Here is a 14998-nt window from a genome sequence, read left to right on the forward strand (position 1 = left end):
AGTCCTTGGGTCTTGAGCATGAGGATCATCCTCCGATGATCCCAAACCCCGACCGCCTTCAGGCTCACTTCACGCTGGAATCACGTCCCTCCTTCAGGCTCATGTGTCGTTGGACAAGGCTCCCGGTTGGTTTCCACCGGCCGGATCGTGGAGAATAGGCGGCCTTGAACACCCGGATCTCCCATGCTGCCCATCGCCCCAGAAGGACGCCCCTATCTTGCCGCCCTGGCCGTGCTGGTGGCCATCGCCCATCTGGCGCTGGGTCCCTGGGCACTGCCCGGCTGGCTCCTGCTGCTGGCGGGGGGCTTCCTCTTTCGTAGTCTTCCCCGGGAGATTCCGCCCCGCCCCCTGGGGGTGGTCAGCCCCGTGGATGCCGTGGTGGAGCGGGTGGGGGAGTGCCGCGACCCGTTCCTGGACCGGGATGCCCTGTGCATCACCCTGCGCCAGGGGCGTGGCGGCGAGTTCAACCTGCACAGCCCGGTGGAGGGCAGGGTGCAGCGCTATTGGCGGCCGGCAGCACACCATCGCATGGAGAAGGGCAGCCGCTTCGGGCTCTGGCTCACCACGGACGAGCAGGATGACGTGGTGCTGACGGTGAACTGTCGCGACTGGCCCCATCTCATGCGCTGCCCGGTGACCACCGGTGACCGCCTGGGGCAGGGCCGCCGTTGCGGTTTTCTCGGTTTCGGCCGGGTGGTGGATCTCTATCTGCCCGCCTCGGCCCGGGCCGAGGTGACTCCCGGCAGCCGGGTCCTGGCCGGCAGCGGGGTGCTCGCCACCCTGGTGCACAAGCACCCCGGAGGTCCGGTGTGAACGGGATTCCCCGTCGATCCTCTGTGTCCCGTGGCATCTACCTGCTGCCGAACCTGTTCACCACGGCGGCCCTGTTCGCCGGCTGCTATGCCATCCTGGCGGCCATGGATGCCGATTTCACCCGCGCCGCCGTCGCCGTCTTCGTGGCCATGGTGCTGGATGGGGTGGACGGACGCATCGCGCGGCTCACCCACACCCAGACCCGCTTCGGCGCCGAGTACGATTCCATGGCCGACATGGTCTCTTTCGGCGTGGCCCCGGCCCTGGTGCTCTACCTCTGGGCCCTGAACGGCCTGGGTCAGTTGGGCTGGGTGGCCACCTTCTTTTATATCGCGGCCACGGCCCTGCGCCTGGCCCGCTTCAATATCAAGGCGGGGGTCTCGGACAAGCGCTTCTTCCAGGGGCTGCCCAGCCCCTCCGCCGCGGCCGTGCTCATGGGCATGGTCTGGGTCTGGCATGATCTGGGTGTGTCCGGCGAAATTCTGGCGATTCCGGCCTTCGTGCTGGCGGTGCTGGCAGGTCTGGCCATGGTGAGCAACGTCACCTATTTCAGTTTCAAGGACGTGGACTTTCGCAACCGGGTGCCCTTCTTCGCCCTCCTGGCCATGGTGTTCGCCGTCATGCTCACGGCCCTGGATCCGGCCAAGGTGCTGTGGACGGGGTTTGTGCTCTATGCCCTTTCCGGCCCGGCCTGGGTGCTGCACCGTTGGCGCCGCAAGCGCCTGCTGCGGGCGGAGCGGGCCTGCCGGGAACGGGCCGCTGCACACATTGACGCCGCGAAGAATCGAGACTAATATACCCAACTTCCGCATCGCCCCGGCTGCACGCGATGCTCGGGAGACTCCGGGGTATAGCGCAGTCTGGTAGCGCGCCTGCTTTGGGAGCAGGATGTCGGGGGTTCGAATCCCTCTACCCCGACCATCAGCCCGCAAGCGGCGTGAAGGCTCCGCGCCCGTAGCTCAATTGGATAGAGCATCGGCCTTCTAAGCCGAGGGTTGCAGGTTCGAGTCCTGCCGGGCGCGCCATACACGGGGCGGCGGATGCGGAAACAGCAGAACGATGGTGGCCGTAGCTCAGATGGTAGAGTCCCGGATTGTGATTCCGGTTGTCGCGGGTTCGAATCCCGTCGGCCACCCCAGTTCCTGAACCCTTCGGGGTTCTGTCGTTTCAGGGCCGTTAGCTCAATTGGTAGAGCAGTGGACTCTTAATCCATTGGTTGAAGGTTCGAGTCCTTCACGGCCCACCAAACACCCGCCCCGGGCAACGCTCCTGACCGTTGCCCGGGGACACTGCCAGGGCCCGGCCAATGCCGGGCCCTTTTTGCATCCATCCCCCGGACCCGCGGCGGGTTATGGAGCCGCCGGTCTCCTTGTATAATTGATGTCACACGATTTGAGTGGATCGTCCCGTGCGAAAGTGGCGGAACTGGTAGACGCGCTGGATTTAGGTTCCAGTGGGGCAACCCGTGAGAGTTCGAGTCTCTCCTTTCGCACCATCGAACATCCATCGGCCGCCGCGCCCGCATGACACGCCCGTGCGGCATGGTCGGCCGCCGCGGTCCCACCCCCTAGGATTCAAGAGAAGCAGAGGCGAAGAGGTTTGCAATCCATGCAAGTATCAGTGGAGTCCCTGAGCAGTCTGGAGCGCCGGATGACGGTGCAGGTCCCTGCCGAGCGCGTCCAGGACGAAGTGGATCGGCGCCTCCAGTCGCTGACCAAGCGGGTGCGGATCGACGGTTTCCGCCCCGGCAAGGTGCCCTTCAAGGTGGTCAAGAAACGGTACGGCGACGGGGTCTACCAGGAGGTGGTGAGCGAACTGCTGCAGACCTCCTATCATGAGGCCCTGACCCAGGAGAAGATCGTCCCCGCCGGGGCACCGGAGATCGAGCCCCGCTCCATGGAGGCCGGCCAGGCCCTGGAATACGTGGCCACCTTCGAGGTCTTCCCCGAGGTGGAACCGGCCGACATGAGCGGCGTGGCCATCCAGCGGCCGCAGGTGGAGGTGAGCGACGCCGATGTGGACCGGGTGATCGACTCCCTGCGCCGCCAGCGCCGGGAATGGGATGACGTGGAGCGTCCCGCCGCCGACGGGGACCAGGTGGTGATCGACTTCGAGGGCACCATCGATGATGAGCCCTTCGACGGCAACAAGGGCGAGGACATGGCCATCGAACTGGGGGCCGGGCGCATGATCCCGGGCTTCGAGGAACAGCTTACGGGCGTGCAGCCGGGGGAGGAGAAATCCATCCGGGTGACCTTCCCGGAGGACTATCCGGCCGGGAACCTGGCGGGACGCGAAGCGGTCTTCTCCATCCGGGTCAAACACGTGCGCGAGGGGCGCCTGCCCGAGGTGGACGAGGACTTCGCCCGTGCCTTCGGCATCGAAGAGGGCGGGGTGGAGAAGCTGCGTCAGGAGGTGCGCGGCAACATGGAGCGGGAGATGAACCAGGCGGTGAAGGCCCGCATCAAGGACCAGGTGATGGACGCCCTCCTGGAGCGCAACCCCATCGAGGTGCCCGAGTCCCTGGTGAAGGAGGAGATCAACCGCCTGAAGGAACAGGCCCAGGGCCGGTACGGCGCCGCCCAGGAAGGGGAGAACGCCGACGAGGGCTACCGCGACGAGGCCCGGCGACGGGTGATCCTGGGGCTGGTGATCCGCGAGATCGTCCGCCGCCAGGAGATCCAGGTGGACCCGGAGCGGGTGCAGGCGGAACTGGAATCCATGGCCTCCAGCTATCAGGACCCCCAGCAGGTGATCAGCTACTACCGCAGCAACAAGCAGGCCATGGAGACCCTGGAGGCCATGGTCCTGGAGCAGCAGGTGGTGGACTGGGTCCTGCAGCAGTGTCAGGTGAACGATGAACCCACCAGCTTCGATGCCCTCATGAACCCGTCCCCGGAGAATGAATCCTCATGAATGAAGGCAAACTGACCAGTGGCGGCGCCCAGGACACCCAGGCCCTGAACCTGGTGCCCATGGTGGTGGAACAGACGGCCCGCGGGGAGCGGGCCTACGACATCTACTCGCGCCTGCTCAAGGAACGCGTGATCTTCGCCGTGGGTCCCGTGGAGGACTACATGGCCAACGTGATCGTGGCCCAGATGCTCTTTCTGGAGTCGGAGAATCCGGACAAGGACATCAGCCTGTACATCAACTCCCCCGGCGGTGTGGTGACGGCGGGCCTGGCCATCTACGACACCATGCAGTTCATCAAGCCGGACGTGAGCACCCTGTGCATCGGCCAGGCGGCCAGCATGGGGGCCGTGCTCCTGGCCGGCGGGGCCCCGGGCAAGCGCTACTGCCTGCCCCATTCCCGGGTCATGATCCATCAGCCCCTGGGGGGGTTCCAGGGTCAGGCCACGGACATCGACATCCATGCCCGCGAAATCCTCAAGGTCCGGGATCAACTGAACAATATCCTCTCCCGCCACACCGGCCAGCCGGTGGAACGCATCGCCGAGGACACGGATCGGGACCGCTTCCTGGGGGCCTTCGAGAGCCGCGACTACGGCATCGTGGACAGCGTCCTGGAGACCCGCGCCCCCGCCGAGGGCCAGTGAGGTCGGGGCCCCGGCGGCTTCTTGCATCCGTGTCCCAAAAGGGGCAAGGTGTCATCGAACGGTATCACACGAGGTCGGCTGATGAGCGACAAGAAAGGTAAGGAGCCCGACAGCGGCAAGCTGCTCTACTGCTCGTTCTGCGGCAAGAGTCAGCACGAGGTGCGTAAGCTGATCGCGGGTCCGTCGGTTTTCATCTGCGACGAGTGCGTGGAACTGTGCAATGACATCATCCGCGAGGAGATGCAGGAGCAGGCCGCGGCCAGCGGCAGCAAGTTGCCGACCCCCCATGAGATCCGCCAGATCCTGGACGAATACGTCATCGGCCAGGAGCGGGCCAAGAAGATCCTCTCGGTGGCCGTCTATAACCACTACAAGCGGTTGGAGGCGCGCCAGGGTCGGGACGATGTGGAACTGGCCAAGAGTAATATCCTCCTGATCGGTCCCACCGGATCGGGCAAGACCCTGCTGGCCGAGACCCTGGCCCGGCTGCTGAATGTGCCCTTCACCATCGCCGATGCCACCACCCTCACCGAGGCGGGGTATGTGGGCGAGGATGTGGAGAACATCATCCAGAAGCTGCTGCAGAAGTGCGACTACGACGTGGAGAAGGCCCAGACGGGCATCGTCTACATCGATGAGATCGACAAGATCTCCCGTAAATCGGATAACCCCTCCATCACCCGGGACGTCTCCGGCGAGGGGGTGCAGCAGGCCCTGCTCAAGCTCATCGAGGGCACGGTGGCCTCGGTGCCGCCCCAGGGGGGGCGCAAGCACCCCCAGCAGGAATTCCTGCAGGTGGACACCAAGAACATCCTGTTCATCGTGGGCGGGGCCTTCGCCGGACTGGAGAAGGTGATCCGCGACCGCACGGAGAAGGGCGGCATCGGGTTCTCGGCCGAGATCAAGGCCAAGGACGAATCCCGCTCCGATTCCCAGGTGCTGTTCAGTGTCGAGCCGGAGGATTTGATCAAGTTCGGCCTGATCCCCGAGTTTGTCGGTCGTCTGCCGCTGGTGGCCACCCTGGAGGAACTGGATGAGGACGCCCTGATCCGCATCCTCACCGAACCCAAGAACGCCCTGGTGAAGCAGTATCACCGCCTGTTCGACATGGAGGGGGTGGAGATCGAGTTCCGCGAGGACGCCCTGCGGGCCGTGGCCCGTCGTGCCATGGAACGCAAGACCGGGGCCCGGGGGCTGCGCACCATCCTCGAACAGGTCCTCCTGGACAGCATGTACGACATCCCCTCCACGGAGGGGGTCTCCAAGGTGGTGATCGACGACGCGGTCATCCTCGGGGATGCCAAACCCTATCTGATCTACGAGAACTCCGACTATCAGAAGGCCGCCTCGGACGATTGACCTATACCCCCGGGACGGTATGCCGTCCCGGGCCCCCGGCCCCGGGGGCCCATCTCCCCGTGTTCCCCTCCGTATTCCCGGGCCATCGGCCCCCCCGGAGCATCTTTTTGCGTCCCGGGTCCTTGATTTCGCCCATGACATACCCATGAATGTAGATATTGGCGCGTGCCAATCCCGGAACCGGGGGTCCTTCGGGGGACCCGTCACCGAATCGACATGAGATCAAGCACCATGGATAACGAACCCAAGACCCAGGCAGTCATCGACGAGCCCCTGCAGACGGTGCCCGTGCTGCCCCTGCGCGATGTGGTGGTCTACCCGCACATGGTGATCCCGCTGTTCGTCGGCCGGGAGAAATCCATCCGCGCCCTGGATACGGCCATGGCCGCCAACAAGCAGATCCTGCTGGTGGCCCAGAAGAGCGCCGAGGTGGATGAGCCTTCCGCCCAGGAGATCCACCGCGTGGGGACCCTGTCCACCATCCTGCAACTGCTCAAGCTCCCCGACGGCACCATCAAGGTCCTGGTGGAGGGGGCGGAGCGCGCCCGGGTGGTGGAGCTCAGCGACAGCGAGGCCCATTTCTCCGCCGAGATCAGCCCCATCCGGCCGGAGTCCAGCGTGGATGAACGGGAGATGGAGGTCCTCACCCGTTCCGTGCTCAACCTCTTCGACCAGTACGTGAAGTTGAACAAGAAGATCCCGCCGGAGATCCTCACCTCCCTGGCGGGTATCGACGATCCCGCCCGGCTGGCGGACACCATCGCTGCCCACATGTCCCTGAAGATCGAGGAAAAGCAGAAGATCCTCGAGATTGAGGATGTGCGTACCCGGCTGGAGCACCTGATGTCCCTCATCGAGGGGGAGATCGACATCCTGCAGATCGAGAAGCGCATCCGTGGCCGCGTCAAGCAGCAGATGGAAAAGAGCCAGCGGGAGTACTATCTCAACGAGCAGATGAAGGCCATCCAGAAGGAACTGGGGGATCTGGAGGATGTGCCCAACGAATTCGAGGAGCTGCAGCAGCGCATCGACAAGGCGGGCATGCCCAAGGAGGCGCGGCAGAAGGCCCAGGCGGAGCTGAACAAGCTGAAGATGATGTCCCCCATGTCCGCCGAGGCCACGGTGGTGCGCAACTACGTGGAATGGCTCACCAGCGCGCCCTGGAAGAAGCGTTCCAAGGTGCGCAACGACATCGCCGGGGCTCAGCGGGTCCTGGACGAGGACCACTACGGTCTGGAGAAGGTGAAGGAGCGCATCCTGGAATACCTGGCCGTGCAGCAGCGGGTGCGCAAGCTCAAGGGGCCCATCCTCTGCCTGGTGGGTCCCCCGGGGGTGGGCAAGACCTCCCTGGGCCGCTCCATCGCCCGAGCCACCAACCGCAAGTTCACGCGCATGTCCCTGGGCGGTGTGCGGGACGAGGCGGAGATCCGTGGCCACCGGCGCACCTACATCGGCGCCCTGCCGGGCAAGATCGTGCAGAACCTGTCCAAGGTGGGTACGCGTAATCCGCTGTTCCTGCTGGATGAGATCGACAAGATGGCCATGGATTTCCGGGGCGATCCGGCCTCGGCCCTGCTGGAGGTGCTGGATCCGGAGCAGAACAGCACCTTCGTGGACCACTACCTGGAGGTGGAATTCGATCTCTCGGACACCATGTTCGTGGCCACCGCCAACAGCCTGAACATCCCCGGCCCCCTGCTGGACCGCATGGAGGTGATCCGCATCCCGGGCTACACCGAGGACGAAAAGACCAGCATCGCCCAGAGCTACCTGCTGCCCAAACAGGTGAAGAACAATGGCCTCAAGGAGGGCGAGCTGGTGATCAGCGAGGCGGCCATCCGGGATATTATCCGCTACTACACCCGGGAGTCCGGGGTACGCAACCTGGAACGGGAGATCTCCCAGGTCTGCCGCAAGGTGGTGAAGAACCATCTGCTCAAGGACTCGGATCGCAAGACCCTGATCACGCCGAAGAATCTGGACAAGTACCTGGGGGTGCGCCGTCACCGTTACGGGGTGGCCGAGGAAAAGGATCAGGTGGGGCAGGTCACCGGCCTGGCCTGGACCGAGGTGGGGGGCGAACTGCTCACCATCGAGGCCGCCGTGGTGCCCGGCAAGGGCAAGTGCATCCAGACCGGCAAGCTGGGGGATGTGATGCAGGAGTCCATCCAGGCCGCCATGACCGTGGTGCGCAGCCGCAGCCAGGTCCTGGGGATCAACGAGGACTTCCACGAGAAGAAGGACATCCACATCCACGTACCGGAAGGGGCCACCCCCAAGGACGGTCCCAGCGCCGGCATCGGCATGTGCACCGCCATCGTCTCCGCCCTCACCGGTATCCCCGTGCGTTCCGATGTGGCCATGACCGGGGAGATCACCCTGCGGGGTGAGGTCCTGCCCATCGGTGGGCTCAAGGAGAAGTTGCTGGCGGCCCACCGGGGCGGGATCACCACGGTCCTCATCCCCGAGGAGAACGAGAAGGACCTGGTGGAGATCCCCAAGAACATCAAGAGCCGGCTGGACATCCGCAGTGTGCGCTGGATCGACGAGGTGCTGGCCATCGCCCTGAAGGAACGGCCCAAGGGCGTGGTGGAGGCCCCCGAGGGGGACAAGCCCGATCTGCCCCCCAAGGCGGGGCGTAAGGGATCCCAGAAGCGGGTCCCGCACCACTGAAATCCCCGCAAGGGGGCATCGCCGGGGCCCATGGGGCCCCGGTGTGTATGCTGTGCCGCTCACGCCGGCCGGGGGGCCGGCCGTCGTGAGCGGTCTCCAGGGCCGCGCCAGGCCTTGTTGACAGCCCTGAAATCGCCTTGGTATAACGTTCGCGTTTCTTGCCCAGGCGTACAGCCAACACCCTGAATACCGTGTGCACGTCGCCGGATCCCGTCCGGCGCACCGGTTGGTTTTATCCGTCGTAAGCCGACACGACTGCGACGTGCCTCCGTACATGCCTAACCAAAGGTACTCCTGAATGAATAAATCCGAACTCATCGACGCCGTGGCCAGCTCCGCCGATCTGCCCAAGGCCGCGGCCGCCCGGGCCGTGGATTCCCTTATCGATGTCATTTCTGATACACTGCGCCAAGGTGATCAGGTGACGATCGTCGGCTTCGGTACCTTCCTGGTGCGGCAGCGTGACGCCCGCAGTGGCCGCAACCCGCGCACCGGCGACACCATCGAGATCCCGGCATCGAAAGTTCCCAGTTTCAAGGCTGGTAAAGCGCTTAAAGATGCTGTAAACTAGTGGCCTTTCGTTGGGGTGCTTAGCTCAGTTGGTAGAGCGTCGCCCTTACAAGGCGAATGTCGGGGGTTCGAACCCCTCAGCACCCACCAAGGTGCAGTTCAAATCTGGAGCGGTAGTTCAGTTGGTTAGAATACCGGCCTGTCACGCCGGGGGTCGCGGGTTCGAGTCCCGTCCGCTCCGCCATCTTTGAGAAAGCCCGTCCCTGAACCAGCAGGGTCGGGCTTTTTTATTGCCTATTGTCCCCATGGGGGCAACCGACCCCCCGCGAATCCAGCGCCCGTTTTGGGTATCATGGTCGGCCTCACCCGCAATGGATGAATCCGTTTCCCCATGCTTCAGAAGATCCGCGACAAGGCGACCGGCTGGATCGCCTACACGATCATCATCCTGATCGCCATCCCCTTTGCGCTGTGGGGCGTGGACAGCTACTTCGGTGGCAGCGGGCGGCAGGTGGTGGCCGAGGTGAATGGCGAACCCGTGACCCAGCAGGCCCTGCAACAGGAGCTGCGGCAGCAGCGGGACCGCCTGGCCCAGCTCTTCGGCGGCCGTCTGCCCGAAGGGGCGCTGGACGAGGGGGCCCTGCGGGACCAGGCCCTGCAGACCCTGATCCGGCGGGAACTCCTGCGCCAGACGGCACGGGAACGCGGCTATCGGGTCAGTGCCCAGGCCGTGGCCCGGGAGCTGGCCCGCATCCCGGTATTCCAGCAGGACGGCACCTTCGATGCAGAGCGCTATGCCCGCATCCTGGAGGCCCAGCGCCTGACCCCCCAGGCCTTCGAGGCGGATCTGGCCCGGGGGCTGGTACTGGAGCAGCTGGAGGCCGGGGTGCGCGAGACCACGCCGGTCACCGCCGCGCGGGTGGCCCACTACCTGGATCTGGCCCTGCAGGTGCGGGAGGTGGACCACCTGCATCTGCCCGCCCCGGCCTGGGCCCCGCCCAGGGAGGAGATCGGGGACGAAGCGGTACAGGCCTACTATAACGCGCACCGGGACCGCTTCCGGGCCCCCGAACGGGTGCGTCTGGACTATGTCCTGCTGGATCCAGAGGTCCTGGAGGAGGACCTGTCGATCTCCGGGGCGGAGCTGCGTCGGCAGTACGAGATGCAGCGGGATCGCTTCACCACCCCCGAGGAACGCCGTGCCGCCCAGATCCTTATCCGCGTGCCGGAAGGAGCCGATGAGGATGCCGTGCAGGCGGCCCGCGAAGCGGCCCGGGAGGCGCGCGACCGCGTTCAGAATGGGGAATCCTTCGGCAAGGTGGCCCGGGAGGTCTCCGATGATCGCCTGACCGCCGGCGAGGGGGGCGATCTGGGCTGGTTGCAGCGGGGGGATCTGGGCAATGCCCTGGACGGGGTGCTGTTCACCATGGCGCCCGGCGAGGTGAGCCATCCCGTGCGTACCGCGGAGGGGTTCCACCTGCTGAAGCTGGAGTCGGTGCGCCCGCCGCAGACCGAGCCCTTCGAGGCGGTGCGCGAGCGCCTGGAGGCGGACCTGCGGGCGCGCAGGGCCGAATCCCGCCTGATGGAATTGCATGAACGGCTCATGACCCAGGCCTTCGAGCATCCCCGCAGCCTGGAGCCGGCCGTCGCGGCCACGGGACTGGAGATCCAGCGCTCCGGCTGGATCACCCGTACGCAGGGGGAGGGCATCGGCACCCTGGAGGCGGTGCGCAAGGCGGCCTTCTCGTCCCAGGTACTGCAGGAGGGGCAGAACAGTGAGCTGATCGAACTATCCGATGGTCGTGCCGTGATCCTGCGGGTGGCCCGCCACGAACCGTCCCGTCCCCGGCCGCTGGAGGCGGTGGAGGACCGGATCCGCGAGCGCATCCGTACCCAGGAGGCGGGGGAGGCCGCCGAGGCGGCCGGCCGTGACCTCCTGAAAGCGGTCCGCGCGGGGGAGCCTTTGGAGGCGGTCGCGGCGACCCTGCCGGTGGATGTGACAGTGGAACGCCTGCAGCTGCGCCGCAACAGCGATGCCGCACCCGCCCGGGTGCGGGAGGCCGCCTTTGCCCTGGACGGGGCAGGGGCCGTCACGGGGGTTTCCCTGGAGGCCGGGGATTATGCCCTGGTGCAACTGCATGCCGTGAAGACACCGGAGCCGGACGGGGAGCAGCGCTCCCGGGCCCGGGAGCATCTGCGTCGCGTCCAGGGATCGGCGGAGTTTGAGGCGGTGCTGCGCCACCTGGAGAACGGGGCGGACATCGAGATCCACCGCGACCGTCTCTGAAACCCGGAACGGGGCGGGGTATCCCTTGCAGGTGGGGGAGGGGGCCGCGACGCGGCCCCGGTGGGTCAGAGTTCCGCCGAGCCCAGACCCACGGTGCTGTAACCGGAATCCACGTAGGTGATCTCCCCGGTGATGCCCGAGGCCAGGTCGGAGCAGAGGAAGGCGGCGGCGTTGCCCACCTGCTCGATGCTGACGTTGCGGCGCAGGGGGGCGTTCTGCTCCACGTGATCCAGCATCTTGCGGAAATCCCCGATGCCGGCGGCGGCCAGGGTGCGGATGGGGCCGGCGGAGATGGCGTTGGCGCGGATCCCCTCGGGGCCCAGGCTGTAGGCCAGGTAGCGCACATTGGCCTCCAGGGCCGCCTTGGCCACCCCCATGAGGTTGTAATTGGGCATGGCGCGCACGGCCCCCAGGTAGGACAGGGTGAGGATGGCCGCATCCCGCCCCTGCATCATGGGGCGGGCCGCCCTGGCCAGGGCCACCAGGCTGTAGCTGCTCACATCCAGGGCCTTGGCGAAGGCCTCGCGGCTCATGCCCTCCAGAAAGTCCCCCTCCAGGGCCTCCTTGGGGGCGAAGGCCACGGAGTGGACCAGGCCATCCAGGCCATCCCATTGCCCCTGGAGCTGCGTGAAGACCTCCTGGATCTGCTGATCGCTCTCCACGTCGCAGGGCAGGACGATGTCGGAACCGAACTCGGCGGCCAGCTTGGTGACCCGCTCCCGGAGGCGTTCGTTCTGGTAGGTGAACGCCAGTTCCGCCCCCTCCCGCGCCATGGCCTTGGCGATGCCGTAGGCGATGGAGCGGTTGCTGGCGAGGCCGACGATCAGCACCCGTTTGCCGGTCATGAAGCCCATGCGGTTTCTCCCGTGTTCTGATGGTTCATGGATGTCGGGGCGCTGCCCCGATGAAACCCATCATGATACTACGATCCCCCCGTCCTGGGGATCGGGGGCCGGTCCCCTTGCGGGCCGCCGGCGAAACCCCGAGACTTGGGCCACAACGCCCTGCAAACCGATGCGCATATGGACAAACGCTCCAGAGATTTCCTGGGCCCGGCCCTGCTGCTGCTGATCCTCCTGCTGGTGATCCTGGGGATGTACCAGGTGGACCGGCAGTGGCAGCGCATGGGGGATATGCAAAAGGTCATGGAGGAACAGGCCGAGGACCTGCGCCGCATCCGCGCCGCCGTGCAGGATCTGGAGGAGCAGCTGCGGGAGGGGGTGGTGCTGGCCGGCGCCGGGGACGGTGCAAAAGGCGGCGCAGTGCCAAAAGAGGGGGGCATGGCACCGGCCTTCCGGCGGGCCGCCGCGGCCGCGGCCCTGCCGGCCTATGCCCGGGGGGACTGGCTGGTGCGGGCCCTGCCGGCGGGCCCCTCCACCCTCACCCCCCTGGTGTCCAGCGATGCCTACGCCAGCGAGGTGCAGCAGTATGTGCTGGAATCCCTGCTGGTGCGGGACCCGGATACCCTGGAGTGGCAGGGTCTGCTGGCCCGGGACTGGTCCTTCAGCGAGGACGGCCTGACCCTGACCTTCCAGCTGCGCCGGGGATTGAAGTTCTCCGACGGGGAGCCCCTCACCGCCGGGGACGTGGCCTTCACCTACCGCTTCATCATGACCGAGGCCATCGCCGCACCCCGGCAGCGGGCCTATCTGGAAAAGGTGGAGCGGGTGGAGGCCCTGGGGCCGCACCGGGTGGCCTTCACCTTCGCCGAGCCCTATTTCAACAGCCTGGCCCTGGCGGGGGGGATGTCCATCCTGCCGGAGCATTTCTATGCCCCCTACCTGGAGGATCCCGAGGCCTTCAACCGTTCCCGGGGCCTCCTGCTGGGTTCCGGGCCCTATCGCATGTCCGATCCCCGGGGCTGGCGCCCGGACCAGGGGCGGGTGATCCTGGAGCGCAATCCCCGCTACTGGGGTCCGGTGGAGCCCCCCTTTGAGCGTCTGGTATGGCGGGTGATCGAGAATGACAGTGCCCGGCTCACCACCTTCCGCAACGGGGATCTGGACGTCTACACCGCCCGGCCCCGGGAGTACCGACAACTGCAGGAAGACGAGGGCCTTACCGACCGCACCCGCCATTTCGAGTACATGAGCCCCGCCGCGGGATACAGCTACATCGGCTGGAACCAGCGCCGCAGCGGCGAGCCCACCCCCTTTGCCGATGCCCGCGTGCGCCGCGCCATGAGCCATCTGACGGATCTGCAGCGCCTGGTGGACGAGATCATGCTGGGCTACGCCGAGCCGGCCGTCAGTCCCTTCAATCCCAGGACCCCGCAGCACGATCCCGATCTGGAACCCTATCCCTACGACCCGGAACAGGCCCGGAAGCTGCTGGCGGAGGCGGGATTTCAGGACCGGGACGGGGACGGCGTGCTGGAGGACCCCGAGGGGCGGCCCTTCGAGTTCGATCTGATCTTCTTCCAGGGCAACCAGGACACGCGGCGCATCGTGCTCTTCCTGCGGGACCTCTATGCCCGTGCCGGGATCCTCCTGAATCCCCGGCCCAGTGAGTGGTCCGTGATGCTGGACCGGCTCAACCGCAAGGATTTCGATGCCATCACCCTGGGCTGGACCGGGGGCGTGGAGACGGACGTCTACCAGATGTTCCATTCCAGCCAGACCGTGTCCGGCGGGGACAACTTCATCGGCTACGAGAACCCGGAGCTGGACCGGCGCATCGAGCGCGCCCGCGCCACCATCGATGAGGCGCAACGCATGCGCCTCTGGCACGAGGTGGAGCGGATCCTGCACCGGGATCAGCCCTACACCTTCCTGCTGCGTAACCAGAGCCTGGTGTTCGTGGACGACCGCATCGCCAACCTGGAAAAGACCCGCCTGGGGCTGAACCTGGGGGTGGTGCCCATGGAGGTCTTCGTCCCCGCGGACCGCCAGCGCTATACCCGCTGACCCGTGTTCACCTACCTGCTCCGGCGTCTGCTGCTGATGGTGCCCACCCTGCTGGGGATCACCGTGGTGGTGTTCGCCATCATGGCCGCGGCCCCGGGGGGGATCAGCGCCCAGTCCCTGGTGGAGGGGCTGAACCTGGAACCCCAGGCGAAGCAGGCCATGGAGGACTACTACAACCGCATGTACGGCCTGGACCGGCCGTTACCGGTGCAGTACCTGCGCTGGCTCAACAATGTCTCCCCCGTGGGATTCACCATGGACGGGGAGGGGCGGCTGTCGGGGTTCTCCCTCTGGAAGGGCCCGGACCTGGGCACCAGCTTCCGCTACGGTCGCCCGGTGGCGGACCTCATCGCCGAGCGCCTGCCGGTCACCCTGTTGCTGAACATCCTCTCCATCCCCCTCATCTACAGCGTGGCCATCGCCGTGGGGGTGCGTGCCGCCACCGCCCGGGGCGGCCGTTTCGACACCGCCTCGGGCATCGTCCTCCTGGGGCTGTGGTCGGTCCCCACCATGCTCGCCGGGGTGCTGATGATCGGTCTTTTGGCCTCGGAGCAGTACTGGCACTGGTTCCCCACCGGGGGGCTGAGCACCCTGGAGGCGGCGGCCATGCCCTTCATGCCCCACTGGCCCCGGATGACGGACCTGTTGCTGCTCCTGGTCCTGACCGGGGTCTGCACGGCGGCCCTGGTGGCCCTGGCCCTGTACGCGCCGCGGCGGGTACGGTCCGGCACGGCGGGATTTCTCGGGGTGCTGCTGGGCGGCCTCATGGCCGCGCAGCAGGCAGGGGCGGGGCCGGGGCTGCACCTGTTTCTGGGGGCCCTGCTCGGCGGTGGACTGGCCCTGATCACCGCCGTGTCCGGTCCGGCCCTGCGGGTGCTGCTCCTGGGGGG

At 66.4% G+C, this 14998-nt stretch carries 11 protein-coding genes and 7 tRNA genes; 17 read left to right on the forward strand and 1 reads right to left on the reverse strand.

What is annotated here, in order from left to right:
• Nucleotides 1–183 precede the first annotated feature (183 nt).
• The 15 genes from CKO33_RS12505 (at nucleotide 184) to CKO33_RS12575 (ending at nucleotide 11202) form a co-directional block, all read left to right on the forward strand.
• Nucleotides 184–813, forward strand: coding sequence for a phosphatidylserine decarboxylase (locus CKO33_RS12505; protein ID WP_200182573.1), 630 nt, complete (start codon nucleotides 184–186; stop codon nucleotides 811–813).
• Nucleotides 810–1607 (forward strand): CDP-diacylglycerol--serine O-phosphatidyltransferase, encoded by a 798-nt coding sequence (gene pssA / locus CKO33_RS12510; RefSeq protein ID WP_200182574.1) that lies wholly within the window; start codon nucleotides 810–812, stop codon nucleotides 1605–1607. The genes CKO33_RS12505 and pssA overlap by 4 nt, the downstream gene beginning before the upstream one ends.
• A gap of 50 nt (nucleotides 1608–1657) precedes the next feature.
• A tRNA-Pro gene (locus tag CKO33_RS12515) sits at nucleotides 1658–1734 on the forward strand.
• Between the two features lie 27 nt (nucleotides 1735–1761).
• Nucleotides 1762–1838 (forward strand) — tRNA-Arg (locus CKO33_RS12520).
• A 37-nt stretch (nucleotides 1839–1875) separates the two neighbouring features.
• Nucleotides 1876–1951 (forward strand) — tRNA-His (locus CKO33_RS12525).
• A 32-nt stretch (nucleotides 1952–1983) separates the two neighbouring features.
• Nucleotides 1984–2059 (forward strand) — tRNA-Lys (locus CKO33_RS12530).
• A gap of 164 nt (nucleotides 2060–2223) precedes the next feature.
• Nucleotides 2224–2308, forward strand: a tRNA-Leu gene (locus CKO33_RS12535).
• 113 nt (nucleotides 2309–2421) lie between these two features.
• The gene (gene tig / locus CKO33_RS12540) at nucleotides 2422–3729 is read left to right on the forward strand and encodes a trigger factor (RefSeq protein ID WP_200182575.1); all 1308 of its coding nucleotides are present in this window, start codon (nucleotides 2422–2424) and stop codon (nucleotides 3727–3729) included.
• Nucleotides 3726–4373: an ATP-dependent Clp endopeptidase proteolytic subunit ClpP gene (clpP, locus tag CKO33_RS12545; RefSeq protein WP_200182576.1), complete on the forward strand. Its 648-nt coding sequence runs from the start codon at nucleotides 3726–3728 to the stop codon at nucleotides 4371–4373. Before tig ends, clpP begins: the two co-directional genes overlap by 4 nt.
• 81 nt (nucleotides 4374–4454) lie before the next feature.
• Complete coding sequence (gene clpX / locus CKO33_RS12550) at nucleotides 4455–5732, forward strand: ATP-dependent Clp protease ATP-binding subunit ClpX (RefSeq protein WP_200182577.1); 1278 nt, start codon at nucleotides 4455–4457, stop codon at nucleotides 5730–5732.
• A 231-nt stretch (nucleotides 5733–5963) separates the two neighbouring features.
• A complete protein-coding gene (gene lon / locus CKO33_RS12555) occupies nucleotides 5964–8405 on the forward strand; it encodes an endopeptidase La (RefSeq protein WP_200182582.1) in 2442 nt (813 codons plus the stop codon).
• Nucleotides 8406–8703: 298 nt separating this feature from the next.
• The gene (hbs, locus tag CKO33_RS12560) at nucleotides 8704–8976 is read left to right on the forward strand and encodes a non-specific DNA-binding protein Hbs (RefSeq protein WP_090483772.1); all 273 of its coding nucleotides are present in this window, start codon (nucleotides 8704–8706) and stop codon (nucleotides 8974–8976) included.
• Nucleotides 8977–8989: 13 nt separating this feature from the next.
• A tRNA-Val gene (locus CKO33_RS12565) sits at nucleotides 8990–9065 on the forward strand.
• A gap of 17 nt (nucleotides 9066–9082) precedes the next feature.
• Nucleotides 9083–9159: transfer RNA gene (locus CKO33_RS12570), tRNA-Asp, on the forward strand.
• 147 nt (nucleotides 9160–9306) lie between these two features.
• Nucleotides 9307–11202, forward strand: a complete 1896-nt coding sequence (locus tag CKO33_RS12575; protein ID WP_200182578.1) for a SurA N-terminal domain-containing protein — start codon at nucleotides 9307–9309, stop codon at nucleotides 11200–11202.
• Between the two features lie 65 nt (nucleotides 11203–11267).
• Here CKO33_RS12575 and CKO33_RS12580 read toward each other — a convergent pair whose 3' ends face one another.
• On the reverse strand, nucleotides 11268–12056 hold the full coding sequence (locus CKO33_RS12580) for an enoyl-ACP reductase FabI (RefSeq protein ID WP_200182579.1): 789 nt from the start codon (nucleotides 12054–12056) through the stop codon (nucleotides 11268–11270).
• 168 nt (nucleotides 12057–12224) lie between these two features.
• Between CKO33_RS12580 and CKO33_RS12585 the strand changes: the two genes are divergently transcribed.
• Both CKO33_RS12585 and CKO33_RS12590 read left to right on the forward strand, forming a co-directional pair.
• Nucleotides 12225–14108: a peptide-binding protein gene (locus CKO33_RS12585; protein WP_200182580.1), complete on the forward strand. Its 1884-nt coding sequence runs from the start codon at nucleotides 12225–12227 to the stop codon at nucleotides 14106–14108.
• Nucleotides 14109–14111: 3 nt separating this feature from the next.
• Nucleotides 14112–14998 (forward strand): ABC transporter permease family protein (locus tag CKO33_RS12590; protein ID WP_200182581.1); only part of this gene is annotated, 887 nt, incomplete at its 3' end.

This window comes from Ectothiorhodospira mobilis (genome assembly GCF_016584115.1).
Classification (GTDB): Bacteria; Pseudomonadota; Gammaproteobacteria; order Ectothiorhodospirales; family Ectothiorhodospiraceae; genus Ectothiorhodospira; species Ectothiorhodospira mobilis.